This window comes from Klebsiella sp. X13, from assembly GCF_003323835.1.
GTDB classification, from domain to species: Bacteria; Pseudomonadota; Gammaproteobacteria; order Enterobacterales; family Enterobacteriaceae; genus Klebsiella; species Klebsiella ornithinolytica.
In genome coordinates this window covers 4,422,768-4,439,895 of sequence record NZ_CP030874.1, presented here as the reverse complement: position 1 = coordinate 4,439,895, position 17,128 = coordinate 4,422,768, and the positions used below count along the sequence as shown (strand labels likewise).

Sequence of the window (17,128 nt, the reverse complement as noted above, 5' to 3'; positions counted from 1 at the left end):
CAAGGCGGCAAACTTGTGAGTCCCAGGCGCATAGATCGCTATGTGACCGGGGTGAACAAGTGCACCAACGCAGGAGCAACTTGAAAGGCGACGAGAAAAATAGCGGCTAATCATAGCTCAGCGAGAGTCATTTGAGAATGCTGGATTTTTTGCGGGTCCCAGTTGGCTACCGCATTCTTCAGTAAATCCTCAATACTTAACGCTCGCCATTCCTGCTCAATATCCTGATTAAGAAACATTAACGCCCGCATAATTTCGGGACGCGGATCGCCCTCCGGCAGCGCCGGGGCGTGGTTTTGTTTGGAGAGTTTATTCCCCTGGGCATTCACTGCCAGCGGCAGATGGACATAGTCCGGAGCCTGCCAGCCAAAATGCTGATACAGCGAAATCTGGCGCACCGTCGGTTCGATAAGATCCGCCCCGCGGACGATTTCGCTGACCCCCTGGAAATGATCGTCCACCACCACCGCCAGATTATAGGCGAACAGACCGTCGCGGCGATGGATAATGAAATCTTCCCGAGCCAGCGCTTCATCGGCGACGAGGGTGCCGCGCAGACGGTCATAAAACGCGAGGACCGGGCGCGTCTGACGTAAGCGCAGGGCGGCGTCGTTTGCGCTAAGTCGTAAATCGCGGCAGTGGCCGTCATACACGCCGCCGACGGCATGAATACGGGCCCGGGTACAGGTGCAGTAATAGCAAAGCCCCTGTTCGTGCAGCCAGGCCAACCGTTCGCGGTAGGCTTCGTGACGCTGCGACTGCCACAGCACTTCGCCGTCCCAGTGCAGGCCGTAGTGCTCTAGCTGGCGCAGAATCGTACTGGCGGCGCCGGGGACTTCCCGCGGCGGATCGATATCTTCAATGCGTACGCGCCAGATACCGTTTTGCGCACGGGCCTGAAGATAGCTGCCGAGAGCGGCAATCAAAGAGCCGAAATGAAGTTCGCCGGAAGGTGAGGGGGCAAAGCGGCCAATATAGTGTGAGTCATTCATGGGTGACTAATAAAACATGTAGGCGGGAGAGACTCCCGCCGGAGATACGATAGCGAAGCGGATTAGCCAGCCATCTGCTTTTCGCGAATTTCCGCCAGCGTTTTGCAGTCGATGCACAGGTCAGCGGTCGGACGCGCTTCCAGACGGCGAATGCCAATCTCAACGCCACAGGATTCGCAGAAGCCGAAATCCTCGTCTTCGACTTTCTTCAGCGTTTTCTCGATCTTTTTGATCAGTTTACGTTCGCGGTCGCGGTTACGCAGTTCCAGGCTGAATTCTTCTTCCTGAGCGGCACGGTCGACCGGATCCGGGAAGTTAGCTGCTTCATCCTGCATGTGCGATACGGTGCGATCCACTTCATCCCTGAGTTGATTACGCCATGCTTCAAGAATACGCTTGAAGTGCGCCAGCTGGGCTTCGTTCATATACTCTTCGCCCGGCTTCTCTTGATATGGCTCCACCCCAGCGATGGCGAGAATACTCAGGGACGATGTTTTACGGTTTTGCCCTTCTTGCATGTTGCTTCTCCTTAACACGCACTATCGATCCCCATGTTGGGGGAAAAATCAGGCCGCTATAAATAGCAGATGCTTTTCCGGATAGCAATTATCTAAACGTTACACTTGACAACCCTGTGAAGAAAAGCGTATTTGCGCTCGCGACCCGGACACAATTTAGCCGTTTATTTACCGGGGGTTAACACCGCGGTAATCGGCTTATTCAGAGTCATCATTTCGGTAGAAAGTTCCGCTTTATAAACGAGAATTTCTACCCCCTTGGTTTGCGCCTCAATCAACAGCTGTGCGTATCTGGCATCAATATGATGCGCGGGTGAGAAACGGTCAATCGCCGAATGGAGCACGGCGAACAAGATTACGGCCCGGTCACCTGCCGCCGCCACGCTCATCAGCTCCCGAAGGTGCTTTTGACCGCGCTCGGTAACAGCATCGGGGAAATAACCGCTGTCATTTTCCGCCAACGTAACCGATTTCACTTCAATATAGCAGTTTTGTCGCTCTTCTGCCTGTAACATAATATCGATACGACTCTTTTCCTCGCCGTATTTTACTTCACTTTTCAGCGTGTTATAGCCAGGAAGTTCGACAATGTTCCCCGCCAGTATCGCCTCTTTTGCCAGTATATTCGCGCGTAAAGTATTAACACAAATTATCGCGCCCCGTTGGGTTTGCGTTAATTCCCAGGTATGGGCGTATTTGCGTTTCGGGTTATCCGACGTGGAGTACCAGACGGTGTCGCCGGGTGTCGCGCAGCCGGTCATCGCGCCGGTATTCGGGCAGTGTAGCGTAAGTTCCCGACCGTCGGGGGTGACCACATCCGCCAAAAACCGTTTGTAACGCTTAATCAGGATGGCGGATTGTAAAGGTGGATTGAACAGCATCAGCTTTCCTTGTTGAAGGGATAACGTTCCAGCGCGGTATAGCGGGTGCGTCCGCGGGAAAAACGGGATTCATAAAGCACAAACTCACTGACGGCAAAAGTCCAGCTGAAGCCCGGGGGCGGAATGGGCACCGCGTGGCGGGCCTCGCGCAGCAGGGTGATATGCGGATGAAACGGCTGCGGGCTTTGATAGCAACCGCTGCGTGCCGCCTGGGCGCGCAGCATGCTGGCCAGCTGTAGCAGGCCGCGCGGAGGCCGGCGGGTGCCGAGCCACACCACGCGGGAACGCAGCCACTGGCCGGCATCGTCGAGGGTGAGCGTAAATCCGGGCTGGCGGATGCGTCCGGCCAGCGCCGCCAGCGCACGCTGCTTGTCCGCGCTGACTTCGCCAAGAAAGGCCAGCGTCAGGTGCAGGTTATCTGCGGCCACCGGCCGTCCGGCATCTTCCGCAAAGTTCGCCGCGCGCCAGTGAACGATTTGCCGCTGGGCTTCAGCAGGCAGCTCAAGGGCGAAAAACAGCCTTTTCGGCTCGGACATGATAGAGACTCGGTAATGAATTATCAGGATGCTACAATGCTTGCCCTCAAATGTTAACCTCCGGAGCCATTCGTGTCCCAATTGCCGGTTGCCGCCATCCTCCCTGAACTTCTTTCTGCACTCCAGCAGGCGCCGCAGGTATTGCTCACTGCGCCAACCGGCGCCGGGAAATCGACCTGGCTGCCGCTGCAAATACTCGCCGATGGCCATATCGACGGGCGCATTATCCTGCTGGAGCCGCGGCGATTAGCCGCCCGCAACGTGGCACAACGTCTGGCGGAGCTGCTGGGTGAGAAACCGGGGGCGACCGTCGGCTACCGGATGCGCGCGGAAACCTGCGTCGGAGCGAATACGCGGCTGGAGGTGGTGACTGAAGGCATTCTGACGCGGATGATCCAGCACGATCCCGAACTGAGCGGCGTCGGACTGGTGATCCTCGATGAGTTCCACGAGCGCAGTCTGCAGGCGGATCTGGCGCTGGCGCTGCTGCTGGATGTCCAGCAGGGGCTACGCGATGATCTTAAACTGCTGATTATGTCAGCGACGCTGGATAACGATCGTCTGCAGCGGCTGCTGCCCTCGGCTCCGACCCTCTCCTCTGAAGGGCGTGCGTTCCCGGTGGAAAAACGTTTTCAGGCGCTTGCCGCTCATCAGCGTTTCGATGAAGCGGTCGCTATCGTCGCTGCGGAGCTGCTGCGCCAGGAGCGCGGCTCGATGCTGCTGTTCCTCCCGGGCGTGGGGGAAATTCAGCGGGTCCAGGCGCAGCTGGCTGAGCGGGTGGCCGACGATGTGGTGCTTTGCCCGCTGTACGGGGCGCTGCCGCTAAGCGAGCAGCGTAAAGCGATTCTCCCGGCCGCCGAAGGTCAGCGCAAAGTGGTGCTGGCAACCAATATCGCCGAGACCAGCTTAACCATCGAAGGTATCCGGCTGGTGGTCGATAGCGCCCAGGAGCGCGTCGCTCGCTTTGACGCCCGTACCGGTTTAACCCGACTGGTGACGCAACGCATCAGCCAGGCGTCAATGACCCAACGCGCCGGTCGCGCCGGCCGTCTGGAGCCGGGGATTTGTTTGCATTTGATCGGCAAAGAGCAGGCGGAACGCGCGGCGGTACAGAGCGATCCTGAGATACTGCACAGCGATCTCTCGGCGCTGCTGCTGGAGCTCTTCCTGTGGGGATGCCACGATCCGGCGCAGCTGAACTGGCTCGATTTGCCGCCGGAAGCAAACCTGGCCGCGGCCCGACGTTTGCTGACGGCGCTATCGGCGCTGGAGGGCGACAGGTTATCGGCGCGCGGGCGCAAAATGGCCACCCTGGGTAATGACCCGCGGCTCGCGGCCATGTTGACAGCGGCAGTTGATGCGGATGATGCGGCGACTGCGGCGAAACTGGCGGCGATCCTCGAAGAGCCTCCGCGCGGCGGAAACAGCGATCTCGGCGCGGCGTTTGCTCGCCAGCAGCCGAACTGGCAGCAGCGGGCGCAACAGCTTCTGAAGCGACTGGGCAGCCGCGATGGTCAGCCTGATGCGCAACGCCTGGCGCCGCTGCTGGCACCGGCATTTGTCGACCGGATTGCCCGTCGCCGCGGTCAGGAAGGGCGCTATCAGCTCGCCAACGGGATGGGGGCGATGCTGGACGCCGATGATGCGCTCGGGCGCCACGAATGGCTGATTGCGCCTCTGCTCCTGCAGGGAAGCACCTCGCCGGACGCGCGGATTCTGCTGGCGCTGCCGCTGGATGTCAATGCGCTGCTGGCGCAGTGCCCCGGGTTGGCGCAGCGTTCCGATACCGTCGAATGGGATGAAACGCAGGGGACGCTGAAGGCCTGGCGACGCACCTGCATCGGTCAACTGGTGTTAAAAACCCAGCCGCTGGCGAAACCCTCGGAAGAGGAGCTGCATCAGGCGATGCTCAACGGCATCCGCGATAAGGGCCTCGGCGTGCTTAACTGGACGCCGGAAGCCGAACAGCTGCGTCTGCGCCTGCTCTGCGCGGCACAATGGCTGCCAGAAGAGGCGTGGCCGGCCGTCGACGACGCTTCGCTGCTGGACTCGCTTGAAGCCTGGCTGCTACCGCAGATGAGCGGAGTGCACTCGCTGCGCGCGCTGAAAGCGTTGGATGTGCGCCAGGCGCTACAAAACGGGTTGCCGTGGTCATTGCGCCAGAAGCTGGACAGCGAACTGCCAACCCATTACACGGTGCCGACCGGAAGCCGGATAGCGATCCGCTACCATGCCGACAATCCGCCCGCGCTGGCGGTACGTATGCAGGAGATGTTTGGCGAAGCCACCACGCCGACGATAGCTCAGGGGCGGATCGCGCTGGTGCTTGAGCTGCTGTCGCCTGCGCAGCGTCCGCTGCAGATTACCCGTGACCTCAGCGCTTTCTGGCAGGGGACCTATCGCGAGGTGCAAAAAGAGATGAAGGGGCGTTATCCCAAACATGTCTGGCCGGACGACCCGGCCAATACCGCGCCGACGCGGCGCACCAAAAAGTATTCGTAGCCGGGCTTATCGAGCCGCGGTTACAGCGTCTGAGTCCACAGAAACAGGCCGCTGCCCGCCAGCGCCAGCCAGGGGCCGAAGGCCAGCGGCTGATCCAGCGACTGGAGCGTGATCCGCCGTTGCAGCAAGGTCCAGATCAGGCCGCTGGCCGAGGCGCACAGCAGCGTCTGCGGCAGGATCTGCCAGCCGGACCATGCGCCGAGTGCCGCCAGCAGCTTAAAATCGCCGTATCCTAGCGCCTCTTTGCCGGTCAGCAGGCGAAACAGCCAGTAAACCGTCCACAGTGATAAATAGCCCGTCATGGCGCCGATCACCGCTTCGCTGAGCGGGACAAACGTGCCGTTGAGATTAAACAGCAGACCGGCCCACAGCAGCGGCAGAGTCAGCCGATCCGGCAGGAGCTGAGTCTGGCCGTCGATGATCGCCAGTACCAGCAGCGTGGAGAGCAGGATCAGGCCCCCCAGCAGCGGTAATCCCGGCGTCAGCAGATAGCCGGTCAGCACAAAGAGCAGTCCGCTGGCCAGCTCCGTCAGCGGATAGCGCTGAGAAATGGGCGCCTGGCAGCAGCGGGCGCGCCCTTTGAGTGAGAGATAGCTGAGCAGCGGAATATTATCCCGCCAGATGATGGGCCGCTGGCACTGGGGGCAGAAGGAGGCGGGAACGCACAGGTTGAATCGTGCGGACTCTTCCTGCTGCATCATCAGCGGCAAACGGTAGATAACCACGTTAAAAAAGCTGCCAAACGTCAGGCCGAAAATAAACAACAATCCGCCCCATAACAGGGGGAACTGCAACGAAAATGCGCTCAGTAGCGTCATGATGTCTCCTGTGATTACCATTTTCCCTGCAGCTGCCAGGGAATGCGTCCCTGTTCATCCTGGCGCTGATGTTGGGCAACAAGCAGGGTGAGGAGGGCTGGGGTTGATTGACGTGTCTGGAGCTTGCCGCGAAAGGCGTAGCGACCATCGGGGCTCAAGGTGCCTTCGCCGGTGAGGCTGAGCTGATGAGAGTCCTGGCTGAGGGTGAGCGCCAGCGCCCCTGCCGGCGTGCAGCTAAATTTGCCGCTTACGTCGGCCAGCTCAAGGGAACCGGCCGGAGAACTTAGCTGCGCTTCCCGCCACTGCACGCGACCGCCGGACACCTGCTGGCAGCCGGTTTGGTTAAAGCGACCTTCCGACAGATTCAGGGTGATCTGGCCGCGGGCTTCGGCTGGCAGCGCCGGCGTCAGCCAGCGCCTAGCAAGGTTAGCGGGGATGGTAAAAAGGCCGTTCTGCAAGCGGAGCGTGGTCATGCCCTGTAGCGAGACGTGTCCGCGTAAGCCGTCGGGGTCGTCAAGCGTGACCCGCCAGCCGGGAAGGCCGGACGAGAAGGTCAGCGTCCAGCGAAGGTGGTCAAGGCGGACGCCGCGCCAGGCTAACTGTCGGGCCTCACCTTGCCATACGGTTCCGGTGAGCTCACCGACCCTGACGCCGTCCGGCAGGGCGAAAGTCAGCAGACGGGCCGGCGCGGTCAACAGCAGCCAGAACAGATAGATCCCCGCGATCAGCAGGCCGAACGCGACTTTACGGGGCATGCGGACGCTCCAGCACCAGGGTTGTCACCGTCACCCAACCGGGTTGCGTCGGTTGAGCGCTGACGGCCAGAGAAGAGGCGAGGATCCCCTGGCGGGCGAGGGCGTCCAGCCAGGTCATCAGCGCCTGAAAAGTGCAGGCCGGCAACGTCACGTTTATTCGGGTGCCCTGCGGCTGTAGCCGGACAATCGCCAGCTCCTGGCGGGTGGCTTCACGCATGATGACCGCGGAGAGATCCTCCTTCGTCGCGGTCGCGGCCCCCGGCGTGTGGCGGGCTAGCTGCTGGAGCCGGGGCGTTTGCTGCTGCATCCAGCGCAGGGTTGCCTGCTCTCTGACCAGCATTTGTTGCCAGCGGGCTTCCCGACTGAGCCACGGCTGCCAGAGCGCGTACCAGATGATGCCCACCGCCAGCAGCAGCCCCATGCCGATTAACAGACGCTGTTCCCGACGGGTGCGCTGTTGCCATAACATAAGCCAGTTAGCCATCGTTGCCCTCCAGCGTCAGACGCCCTTCAATTCCGTCGGGGCGGGGCTTCATTTCTCCTGTACGCACGCGAAAACCGGCCTGCGCGCGGGCGGTGAACTGCTCCAGCGCCCGTGAAGAAACCGCCGAAATATCGAGCTGAAGCGCATTGCGGGCAGCATCCCAGGTCAACGCCCGCAGCTGAATCCCCGGGGTATCGGAGACCATATTTTGCAAGGTGCGAATATGGGCGACCAGCGGTGAGGTGGCGGTTGTTGCCTCCAGCTGGCGCAGGTGCTGCTGCATCTGCAGCCGCGGGTTGATAACGTTTTTATCGTTTTTGAACCAGTGGCGATAAAACGCCTGGCTGGCCTCCCGGGCCGCATCCGCCTGGCGGCTCAGGGCAAGGTGGTCAAGCACGGTATTGGTGCTCCATAGCAGCGCCAGCGCTGCCGCCGCGGCGAGCGTCGGGCGCCAGCGCCGGCCGGCCGGCTGCCAGCGACGCTTTGGCGCAAAGGCCCCCTGACGTAAACAGATCCGCCGGGCCGCCGGGTTCGCCGCCGCCAGGGCGAGCACATCCTGCGGCGCGAGCGCGCGCCAGGGGACGGAGGTGGCAGGCGGCGGGGAATAGCAATCGATCGGCGGCAGCGTTTCCCAGGCCGCGAGTAATTCCGCAAGCCACGGGGTTTCTACCGCCATCCCGCGCCAGGCGTCCTGGCGAATCAGCCATTGGTCATCGGCCTGTACCGCGCTCCAGCGATCGGGGTGGCAGGGCAGCGTCAATACATCCGGCGTCAGCGCAAGAATATTGAGCCCTGGCTCGTCGCAGCGGGTGAGCCAGGCGGCCATCTTCTGCCGTGCTATTGCCGCGACGGCACAGTGCTCGCGCTGACGGTGGAGCAGGGCGAAGTGGGTCTCGTCGACGTCGGTGGCCAACTGCTCTTCCAGTAAAAACGGCACCACCTGTTGCGGCGCTTTGCGCAGGCCCGCCGGGAGCGTGACGTGGTGGAAGGCGCAGTCGCTGGCCGGGACCAGTACCCAGGCGGGATAGCGTTGCGCCAGATCGGGGAGCGTGGAGTCAGCGCCGGTGGCGGACCACTCGCCGCAGGCTTCCCGTTGCGGGTCACCCGGGCAGGTCAGTCGCCAGGCGATGGGGCGCTCGGGGGCAGCAAGACGCACAATGAGCATCTCCCGCTGCGCTGTTTTATCGTGATTCATCGGCCACCCTATAGAGTCCATAACGCCGCTGGATAATACGGAAAGTCCGCCCCTCTTTTTGCAGGACACTCCGCTGCTGATAACGCGTGCTGCCCATGACCACGGTGAAGGCGGCCACAAACCGCTCGCTGTGAACCGTCAGCCACGGGCGGGCGGCGGCGGTATCGCTTTGCTGTAAAGCCGGCAGAGCCAGGAAAGCGGCAACGCTGTTCCAGCCGCTGCGCGGGCGATCCTGCAGCAGCTGGCGCGCCTGCTGGAGATTGACGCCGGCGGGAAAGAGCGCCATCAGCAGCGGGGCCTGGTCTGGCCTGAGCGTATTCACGTTGAGCTGCAGGGCGTCGTCCGGCAGGGCGCAAACAAAGGGCAGCAGGCGTAGATACAGCGCGGCGTCCATTCCGGCAATCAGCCGCAGTTCGCTGACGTCCTGGATCTTCTGATTCGCGGTGAGGTATCCCGGCGAGCGCGCCATGTATACCTCATCTTCGCCGCCGTTGAGGCGCGGCGCCCGGTCGCCATCGATCCAGTCGCGTAGCGCGGCGGTGAGCTGGAGCGCCCGTAGCGGCTCTGTGCCGAGGTTTTCCAGCAGGCGGGTAAAGGCGCGCGCCGGCCAGGGGATCTCTTCGCTCTCTTCGCCGCTGCCGCGGTTGATCGCATTGAGGTTAAAGCAGGCCTGGCCATCGGTGATGGTCGCGTTAATCTCGCCGTCGTTGACCGTGAAGCGGCGCCCCTCCTGCGCCCAGTTTTGCGCCAGATGAGTTTGGTTCGGAGAGTCCAGCGCATCGCGCTGGAGCAGCGCGGCGGCCATGGTTTCCGCCCCTAGCGCATACCATTTTGCCTGCAGGTTATCGAGGGTGGTGGCGGTTTGCTGATAGAGGCGCGCCGTGCGCTCGGTCATCGCGCTTGCCAGCACCATCATCAGGGCCAGGATCAGCAGCACCATCAGGAGCGCAACGCCGCGCTGTCGCTGGTTCATTGGCTGACTCCGGGCGTTATCAGAAACAGGCGCGTGATATCCCCGTAGCCGTCCAGCGTCAGGGTGACTTCGAGCCCCTGGGGCAGGCTTTGTGTGCTGTCCCAGCGCTCCTGCCAGCGGCCATTGGCATAGAAGCGCAGACGGAAGGCCTGGATGCCCTCTTGCAGGACGTCCACCGTCGGTTCGACGCCGGTGAGCGGGTCCTGCTGATCATAACTCAGCCGCTCCAGCTGCTGCTGGCGCAGGCGGTAGCTGACGTTCTGGATCTCGGAGCGCGGCAGCATCCCCAATGGATTCGGCCAGCCGTTGCGGCTGAAGGCTAGCGCCCAGTCATCGCTGTGGAGCTGAAAACGTCCGGCAAAAAAGAGGCTGGCGCTCTCGCGACTGCGGCGCGGGATAATCTGATTGAAGTCGGCGGCCATCTGGCTGAAGGTGCGTTGCAGCGCCTCAACGTGCAGCGTTTTTTCCCGGGTCAGGCTATCCGCGCGGAGGACGTTTTGCAGAACCGCCATCGCGGCGATGCTCAGCGCCGCCAGAATAGCCAGCGCCAGCAGCATTTCCACGAGGGTGAAGCCGTGCATCTTGCCTCTGGTCATGGCTGAGTCACGTAGGTGCGCAGGGACGCGATCGGCGTCTTATCACGCTTATCGTGACGGACCTCGACATCCAGCGCCCGCAGCTGCGGGATTTCCGTTTCCACGCCTTGCCAGCGGATATACCAGCGGCTTCCCGCCGCCTGTACCGTGGTTTCCGAGCTGCTCAGCGCCGGCCAGCGATTTTCCAGCTTCAGCTGTACCAGCTGGTTATCGGCGAGCCAGCCAGCGAGGGTTTTCTCCTCCATCCGCCCCATATGGCGGGTCTGCTGGAGAGTCGCCTGCATGACGGAGAGCCCGGCCAGAGCAAAGACCACCAGGGCGACCATGACTTCGATGAGCGTCATTCCGGATTGTGCTTTCATCGTCCATCATCCTGTCGGGCTGAGCGGATTGTGCCGCGGGCATCGACGGCGATCCCTTCGGCGCTGCCGATCTGCAGCTGAAACGGCGTGACCTCGCCGCCGGGAAACAGCAGAACATCGGGCTGTTCCCCCGGGGTCCATTGGGCATCATGCGGGAAGCTCAGGGTCAGTTTTCCCGATGCGACCTCGCCTGTGGTGGCGACGCGACCCGGCGGTAACGGCAGCCAGCGATAACCGTACCAGCTCTCCTCCGTGCCGGGATTCGCCTCAGCGTCATCGCGCGGTTGCAGCAGCATAAACTGCCAGCGATCGGGGTGAATCGAGATGCCAAAGAACTGGCCGGTCTGTAGCCCGCGTTCGCGGATAAAGCGCAGCTGCGTCTGAAAGCGCGCAAGAGTTTGTGCCGCGTCATCCTCGCGCGATGTCGGAAACGCCAGCATCACCATGCCCGCGCTGACGCCCATCAACAGCAAAATGAGCATCATTTCCAGTAACGTGAAGCCGCGCTGTCGCACTATTTTTTCCCGATATTCCAGTTGCCAATATCGTCGTTGGTATCCGGCATTCCGTCAGGGCCAACGCTAAACACGTCGATCTGACCATGCTGTCCGGGGCTGAGCAGCTGATAGTCGTTGCCCCACGGATCCTGAGGCAGACGGCGGATATAGCCGCCCTCCGGGTAGTTACGCGCCTGCGGCTCGGCGGTCGGTCGGCTGACCAGCGCCTGCAGACCCTGTTCGCTATTGGGGTAACGACTGTTGTCCAGTTTGTACATATCCAGCGCCCCCTCCAGCGCCACCAGATCGCTGACCACCTTCTGGCGATCCGCTTTTTCTTTGTTGCCCATTAAGTTGGGCACCACCAGGCTGGCGAGAATGCCGAGGATGACAATCACCACCATAATTTCCAGTAACGTGAAGCCGCGCTGCCGTTGCATATTTTTCTCCATTAAGACAATTACATACTCATAAGGGTGTTGAGTTGCAGGATCGGTTGCAGGATCGCCAGAACGATAAACAGCACCATTCCAGCCATCGCCACCACCAGCAGAGGTTCAAACAGGCTGAGCGCCATCTGAATTTGCGCGCTCAGTTCGCGGTCCTGGTTGTCGGCGGCACGTTCGAGCATGCCGTTGAGTTCTCCGCTCTGTTCGCCGCTGGCCACCATGTAGCGCATCATCGGCGGGAAGAGGGCGGTCATTTCCAGGGCGCGATGCAGACTAATGCCTTCGCGTACCGCCTCCGTGGCCGCCTCCAGCTGGCGGCGTGCCCACGCGTTGCTCAGCACTTCCGCGCTGATGCGCATCGACAGCAGCAGCGGAACGGCGCTGGCGTTCAGAATGCTTAAGGTTCGGGCATAGCGGGCGCTGTTGATGCTGCGGGCGACCCGACCGATCAGCGGCAGGCGCAGCAGCTGTTTGTGCCACAGCAGGCGCCGCGCGGGCTGACGTAGGGCGTAGTGCAGCAGCAGGCCTCCGCCGATCAGCGTCAGCAACAGCCAGGGGCCGGCGGTACGGACGAGATCGCTGAGGGCCATCAACAGGCGGGTGGAGAACGGCAGCGCCTGTTTCATATGGACAAACTGGTCGACGACTTTGGGCACCACCGTGGAGAGCAAAATGGCGATCACGCTGATAGCGACCAGCGTCAGGACGATAGGGTAGATCATCGCCTGCAGCAGACGGGCGCGCAGCTGCTGGCGCTGTTCGGTATAGTCCGCCAGCCGGTTCAGGACGCCGTCAAGATGGCCGGAGGTTTCCCCGGCGGCCACCATGGCGCAGTACAGCTGGTCGAAACAGCCCGGATAACCGCGCATGGATTCCGCCAGCGAATGGCCTTCAAGCACCTTGCCACGCACGCCCGCCATCAGGGTCTTGAGATGGGCTTTTTCGCACTGCTGCGCCACGGCATCCAGCGCTTTCTCTAGCGGGATGGCGGCCGCCACCAGCGTGGCCAGCTGGCGGGTCAGCAAGGCCAGATCGCTGGCACTGGTGCGCCGCGTCAGCAGCGATCGAGGGGAGCCCGGCGTGGCCTGCGCAACGGCGTGAATCTCCAGGAGCAGCCAGCCTTTTTCCCGCAGCAGCTGGCGGGCGTGACGGGCGGAATCGGCCTGCTGCACGCCGCGCTGGGTTTTACCGTGCTCATCGAGCGCCTGATAACGGAAGATAGCCATTTTAGTCTGCTTCTCCCGCGCGCTGTTCGGTCACTCTGACCACCTCTTGCCAACTGGTGATTCCGGCCAGCACCTTTTCCCGCCCGGCATCCCGTAGAGTGGTGTAGTCCGACCCCAGCTGCTGAATCAGCGTTAATTCATTTTCTCCCCGGTGGATGGCCATGCGCACCCGATCGTCAATCCGCAGCAGTTCATGGATCCCGGTGCGTCCGCGATAACCGGTAAAACTACACTCTGCGCAGCCGACCGCCCGCCACAGCGGCGTTCCGCGGGCGATGGCCATTTGGCCGGCGGTGTGCGCATCGGCCGGCTGCGACTGGCGGCAGTGCGGGCAAAGGCGGCGCACCAGACGCTGTGACATGACGGCCAGCAGCGAAGTGGAGAGCAAAAACGGCTCGACGCCCATATCCTGCAGGCGTGAAATGGCCCCCAGCGCGCTGTTGGTATGGAGCGTGGAGAGCACCAGATGTCCGGTCAGCGAGGCCTGCACGGCGATCTGCGCCGTCTCGCCATCGCGAATTTCCCCCACCAGCACCACGTCCGGATCCTGGCGCAAAATCGCACGCAGCCCGCGGGCAAAGGTCATCTCCACTTTGGCGTTGACCTGGGTCTGGCCGATACCCTCCAGCTCATATTCGACCGGGTCCTCAATGGTCATGATATTGCGCTCCCGGGCGTCGAGCCGGCTGAGGGCGGCGTACAGGGTGGTACTTTTTCCCGACCCGGTGGGGCCGGTAACCAGAATAATGCCGTGCGGACGAGCCATCAGATCGTCGACCTGCTGCAACAGCGCGGGCGGCATCCCCAGAGTGAGCAGATCGAGGTTGACGCTGTTTTTGTCCAGCAGACGCAACACCACGCGTTCGCCGTAGCTGGAAGGCAGCGTTGAGACGCGAACATCGACGGCGCGCCCGCCAATGCGCAGCGCCATGCGCCCGTCCTGCGGAATGCGTTTCTCCGCGATGTCGAGGCTTGCCATGACCTTAATGCGTGAGATCAGCAGGGCGGCGAGACGGCGCTGTGGGCGCAGGATTTCGCGCAGGACGCCATCCACCCGAAAGCGAATTTGCAGATGGCGTTCGTAGGTTTCGATATGAATATCAGAGGCTTTTTCTTTGATGGCCTCGGTGAGCATGGCGTTAATCAGGCGAATGATTGGCGCATCGTCCTCGCTGTCCAGCAGGTCGTCGGTGTCCGGCAGCTCTTCGGCCAGGGTGTATAAATCCAGCTCGTTACCGATATCGGCCATCATGCGCCGGGCTTCTGCGGAGTCCCGTTGGTAGCTCAGCAGTAACAGCTTTTCAAACTCTTCAGCGGAGAGATGTTCAACGGCGATCGGACCATCCGCGACCCGCCGCGCCTCCAGCAACGCCTGAGCGGACGTGCTGCGCAGGCAGCGGACCAGAGACGTCGCGCCATCGCTGAGCAGCACGATATTGTGGGCGCGGGCGTAGACAAAGGGCAGCAGCGGGCGAGCCTCGGTTGCTGGCGTCATAGTTTGCCTCCGAGGTTGAAGGCATCGATGGCGGCGCTTATCTGGCGAAAAGCCACGGTGTCCTGCTGCGGGTAGATATGCAGCCGATCGTCACTCAGCAACGCCTCGTTGTTCTCTTTGCCGCGCTGTTTAGTCTGGGCTTCGTTAAAAGCGTTGTACTGGCCCGAAGAGGCCTGACGGTAGCTATCGCGATCGCGGATGATGGTCGGGCGGATAAACAGCATCAGGTTCCGTTTGGAGACTTTCTTACTGCTGGAGCGGAAAAGGGCGCCGATAACCGGAATATCCCCGAGCAGAGGCACTTTATCCGCGGTATCGGTGACGCTTTTGTCCAGCAGTCCACCGACCACCACCGTTTCGCCGCTGCCCACCAGCACCGCATTATTCACCGTGCGGGTGTTGAAGGTGGCCCCTAAATCAGCGCTGGTGCTGGAGGCGGAGTCGGCGACGCTGGAGACCTCCTGTTCGATCTCCAGCAGCACCGAATCGCCTTCGTTGATCTGCGGTTTGACCTTGAGCTTGATACCGACGGTTTTACGTTCAACGGTGTTGAAGATGTTATCCCCGGAGGTGGTTTGCGAACCGCTGAGCACCGGGACTTCCTGGCCGACGTTAAAGGTGGCTTCCATGTTGTCGAGAGTGACAATGCTGGGGGTGGCGAGAATATCGTTTTTGCTGCTGCTGGAGAGCGCGGTCAGCAGCATCGCCCAGTTGCCCTGGTAAAACCCGGCGGCGATGCCGTTAAACGAGCTTAACGCGCTGGCAAGCGAAGTGGTGACCGTGCCGTCTTTGTTGTATTGATTGGCGCCGGCAATCACCGTCGACATCGGCAGACCGCTGTTGTTGAACTGGGTCATCCCGGCATTTTTGTTGGCCCACTGGACGCCGAGGTTGAGGCCGTCGGCGTCCTGAACTTCGGCAATGATTGCTTCCACCAGCACCTGCGGACGGCGTATATCCAGCTGGGCGATCACTCGCTCAAGATCGTTCATCACGTCCGGCGCGGCGGTGACAATCAGGGCGTTGGTCTGGCCGTGGGCCTTGATAATGATATTTTTATCCAGCGCGGCCACCGGTTTCGCGTTCTGCTTGTCGCTCTGCAGGGTGCTGCTGATGCCGGTTAACACCTCCACCAGATCGGCGGCTTTGGCGTACTTGAGGTAGATAACTTTGGTGTTGCCCTGTACCGCCTGTTGGCGGTCGAGCTGTTTAATCATGGTGATAATTCGCTGCCGTGAATTCGGCTCGCCGCTCACCAGTACCGAATTGGTACGCTCGTCGGCGACCACGTTCGCGACCATCGAACCGGGAAGCGCAGATTTACTGGTGTCTTTGTTTAACTCGGTGACCAGTTTGACGACGTCGGCGGCGGAGGCCCAGGAGAGCGGAACCGTGACTACGCTGCGATCGCCCGCGTTATCGACGCGTTCGACAATGGTCAGCAGACGTTTGATCACCGCCGCGCGCCCGGTCATCAGCAGGACGTTAGAGGGTTCGTAGTGCACCACGCTGCCCGCCCCGGCGTTATCGTTGAGCTGGCGCAGCAGCGGCGCCAGATCGCGGGCGGCCACGTTGGTCAGCGGAACCACGCGGGTCACGACTTCATCCCCTTCGCCGGGGGCGGCATCGCTGGCGACCGGGACCGCGGCGGTTTTGGCATCTTTCGAACGTACCACTTTGAGCACGCCGTTATTCATATTGATAACGGCAAAACCATAGACATCCAGTACGCTGAGGAAAAACTGATAATATTGCTCTTCGTTGAGCATATCGTAACTACGGACGGTAATGGTGCCGCGTACGCTGGGGTCAATGATGACCGTTTTATTCAGGTTTTTACTCACGGTATTAATAAATTCCTGAATGTCGGTTCCCTTAAAGCTGGCGGAGAATTCTTCCGCGTGCAGCGGCCTGAATAACAGCGAGCTGAATATCATCAGAGTGGTGAAAATCAGGCGGAAAATCGTTGTCTTTGCCAATTATTCATCCCTCAATGCTAAATAGATATCTTGTCGCTGGCCTTCGCGTTCGACGGTTAGGGTTATTTCACTGAGCTCCGGGAGCTGTTTTAATGCCTGCTGAGCCTGTTGCCGATCGCGAAGATCAAGTCCGTTTAAAGCGACCGCCAGATCGTTTTCATGTAAACCAGATTCACGGAAAAGCGTGGGGTCTTTGCCGGGATTAAGCCGATATCCGCTGAGCTGTTGATTGACCATGACCGGGGAAATATTGAGGTAATTAAGAATATTTTGCGGCTGCTGGCGAATCTGGCTGAGTGATGAATTAAGCGCGGTGCCAGGGGCGCCAGCGGTTTTCGCCGTGGGGTCATCAGCGAGTAAAATTGCTTCATTTCTGCCCCGGTAGCTGACAATAATGCGATCGCGCAGAATGGCGATAATCCGGGCTTCATTACCCGGTGTACTGTCGCCGGTCATCAGACTAACCTGTTGATTTCCTTTTGCCATGATGACAATCGAGCGGGCCGCGTCGCTGCTGGCGAGCAGGCCGGTAATCCGCAGCTTAAGGGAAGAGATCGGGGCCTGTTCGAGGCTGCCGTCATGTGCTGATGACGGCGGTTTTTTTTCTGCGCGACCGAACAGTGTGAATACCGGTAATTCAGCTTTTGGTGCCGGGATGAGCGCGGCGATCTCCGGCGCGTCATTCATCTCAATACCTGGAGAGGAAGCAGGGAGTATCATTCGCCAGCTTAATTTTGCCAGCTGTTGGCCAATCAGTAATAAGGTGACGAGCATGGCAATATGCGGTGCGTAATGCATGTATTTTTTATTTATTAGTGTTAACTGCATCACAGAAATATATCTTTTTATTCCGTTGCTCATTTTATTTCC

General features: G+C 60.8%; 18 protein-coding genes. 1 reads left to right on the top strand and 17 read right to left on the bottom strand.

The features are described 5' to 3' along the window. Positions 1-110 precede the first annotated feature (110 nt). The 4 genes from gluQRS to thpR form a co-directional block, all read right to left on the bottom strand. On the bottom strand, positions 111-992 hold the full coding sequence (gene gluQRS, locus DSD31_RS21145; RefSeq protein WP_004858016.1) for a tRNA glutamyl-Q(34) synthetase GluQRS: 882 nt from the start codon (positions 990-992) through the stop codon (positions 111-113). A 62-nt stretch (positions 993-1,054) separates the two neighbouring features. Continuing rightward, entirely contained in the window at positions 1,055-1,510 is a 456-nt protein-coding gene (gene dksA, locus DSD31_RS21140) for an RNA polymerase-binding protein DksA (RefSeq protein ID WP_004858018.1), read from the bottom strand. Positions 1,511-1,674: 164 nt separating this feature from the next. Next, positions 1,675-2,391 carry a DNA/RNA nuclease SfsA gene (gene sfsA, locus DSD31_RS21135; RefSeq protein ID WP_113991296.1) on the bottom strand — a complete coding sequence of 239 codons (717 nt, stop codon included), beginning with the start codon at positions 2,389-2,391 and terminating at the stop codon, positions 1,675-1,677. After that, the gene (gene thpR / locus DSD31_RS21130; protein WP_004858022.1) at positions 2,391-2,927 is read right to left on the bottom strand and encodes an RNA 2',3'-cyclic phosphodiesterase; all 537 of its coding nucleotides are present in this window, start codon (positions 2,925-2,927) and stop codon (positions 2,391-2,393) included. The genes sfsA and thpR overlap by 1 nt, the downstream gene beginning before the upstream one ends. A gap of 72 nt (positions 2,928-2,999) precedes the next feature. Between thpR and hrpB the strand changes: the two genes are divergently transcribed. Then, a complete protein-coding gene (gene hrpB / locus DSD31_RS21125) occupies positions 3,000-5,429 on the top strand; it encodes an ATP-dependent helicase HrpB (protein WP_113991295.1) in 2,430 nt (809 codons plus the stop codon). Between the two features lie 20 nt (positions 5,430-5,449). Here the strand turns inward: hrpB and DSD31_RS21120 are convergent, their stop codons facing one another. From DSD31_RS21120 to gspC, 13 genes are read right to left on the bottom strand one after another with little or no spacing between them, the layout of a single operon-like run. Further along, positions 5,450-6,247 carry a prepilin peptidase gene (locus tag DSD31_RS21120; RefSeq protein ID WP_004858028.1) on the bottom strand — a complete coding sequence of 266 codons (798 nt, stop codon included), beginning with the start codon at positions 6,245-6,247 and terminating at the stop codon, positions 5,450-5,452. A 14-nt stretch (positions 6,248-6,261) separates the two neighbouring features. Next, positions 6,262-7,002 (bottom strand): type II secretion system protein N, encoded by a 741-nt coding sequence (locus DSD31_RS21115; RefSeq protein ID WP_032716580.1) that lies wholly within the window; start codon positions 7,000-7,002, stop codon positions 6,262-6,264. After that, complete coding sequence (gspM, locus tag DSD31_RS21110) at positions 6,992-7,486, bottom strand: type II secretion system protein GspM (protein ID WP_044348321.1); 495 nt, start codon at positions 7,484-7,486, stop codon at positions 6,992-6,994. Before gspM ends, DSD31_RS21115 begins: the two co-directional genes overlap by 11 nt. Beyond that, positions 7,479-8,681, bottom strand: coding sequence for a type II secretion system protein GspL (gene gspL, locus DSD31_RS21105; protein WP_004858036.1), 1,203 nt, complete (start codon positions 8,679-8,681; stop codon positions 7,479-7,481). Before gspL ends, gspM begins: the two co-directional genes overlap by 8 nt. After that, on the bottom strand, positions 8,668-9,654 hold the full coding sequence (gspK, locus tag DSD31_RS21100) for a type II secretion system minor pseudopilin GspK (protein ID WP_015585122.1): 987 nt from the start codon (positions 9,652-9,654) through the stop codon (positions 8,668-8,670). Before gspK ends, gspL begins: the two co-directional genes overlap by 14 nt. Next, the gene (gene gspJ, locus DSD31_RS21095) at positions 9,651-10,235 is read right to left on the bottom strand and encodes a type II secretion system minor pseudopilin GspJ (protein WP_015585121.1); all 585 of its coding nucleotides are present in this window, start codon (positions 10,233-10,235) and stop codon (positions 9,651-9,653) included. Before gspJ ends, gspK begins: the two co-directional genes overlap by 4 nt. 11 nt (positions 10,236-10,246) lie before the next feature. Next, entirely contained in the window at positions 10,247-10,612 is a 366-nt protein-coding gene (gene gspI, locus DSD31_RS21090; RefSeq protein WP_004858044.1) for a type II secretion system minor pseudopilin GspI, read from the bottom strand. Then, entirely contained in the window at positions 10,609-11,094 is a 486-nt protein-coding gene (gene gspH, locus DSD31_RS21085; protein WP_233471560.1) for a type II secretion system minor pseudopilin GspH, read from the bottom strand. Before gspH ends, gspI begins: the two co-directional genes overlap by 4 nt. A 32-nt stretch (positions 11,095-11,126) precedes the next feature. After that, positions 11,127-11,549: a type II secretion system major pseudopilin GspG gene (gspG, locus tag DSD31_RS21080; RefSeq protein WP_004858049.1), complete on the bottom strand. Its 423-nt coding sequence runs from the start codon at positions 11,547-11,549 to the stop codon at positions 11,127-11,129. A gap of 20 nt (positions 11,550-11,569) precedes the next feature. Continuing rightward, complete coding sequence (gene gspF / locus DSD31_RS21075) at positions 11,570-12,784, bottom strand: type II secretion system inner membrane protein GspF (protein WP_113991294.1); 1,215 nt, start codon at positions 12,782-12,784, stop codon at positions 11,570-11,572. A gap of 1 nt (position 12,785) precedes the next feature. Continuing rightward, the gene (gene gspE, locus DSD31_RS21070; RefSeq protein WP_064367980.1) at positions 12,786-14,279 is read right to left on the bottom strand and encodes a type II secretion system ATPase GspE; all 1,494 of its coding nucleotides are present in this window, start codon (positions 14,277-14,279) and stop codon (positions 12,786-12,788) included. After that, entirely contained in the window at positions 14,276-16,216 is a 1,941-nt protein-coding gene (pulD, locus tag DSD31_RS21065; protein ID WP_049814748.1) for a GspD family T2SS secretin variant PulD, read from the bottom strand. Before pulD ends, gspE begins: the two co-directional genes overlap by 4 nt. Before the next feature lie 42 nt (positions 16,217-16,258). Next, positions 16,259-17,119, bottom strand: coding sequence for a type II secretion system protein GspC (gspC, locus tag DSD31_RS21060; RefSeq protein WP_004858058.1), 861 nt, complete (start codon positions 17,117-17,119; stop codon positions 16,259-16,261). Positions 17,120-17,128 lie beyond the last annotated feature (9 nt).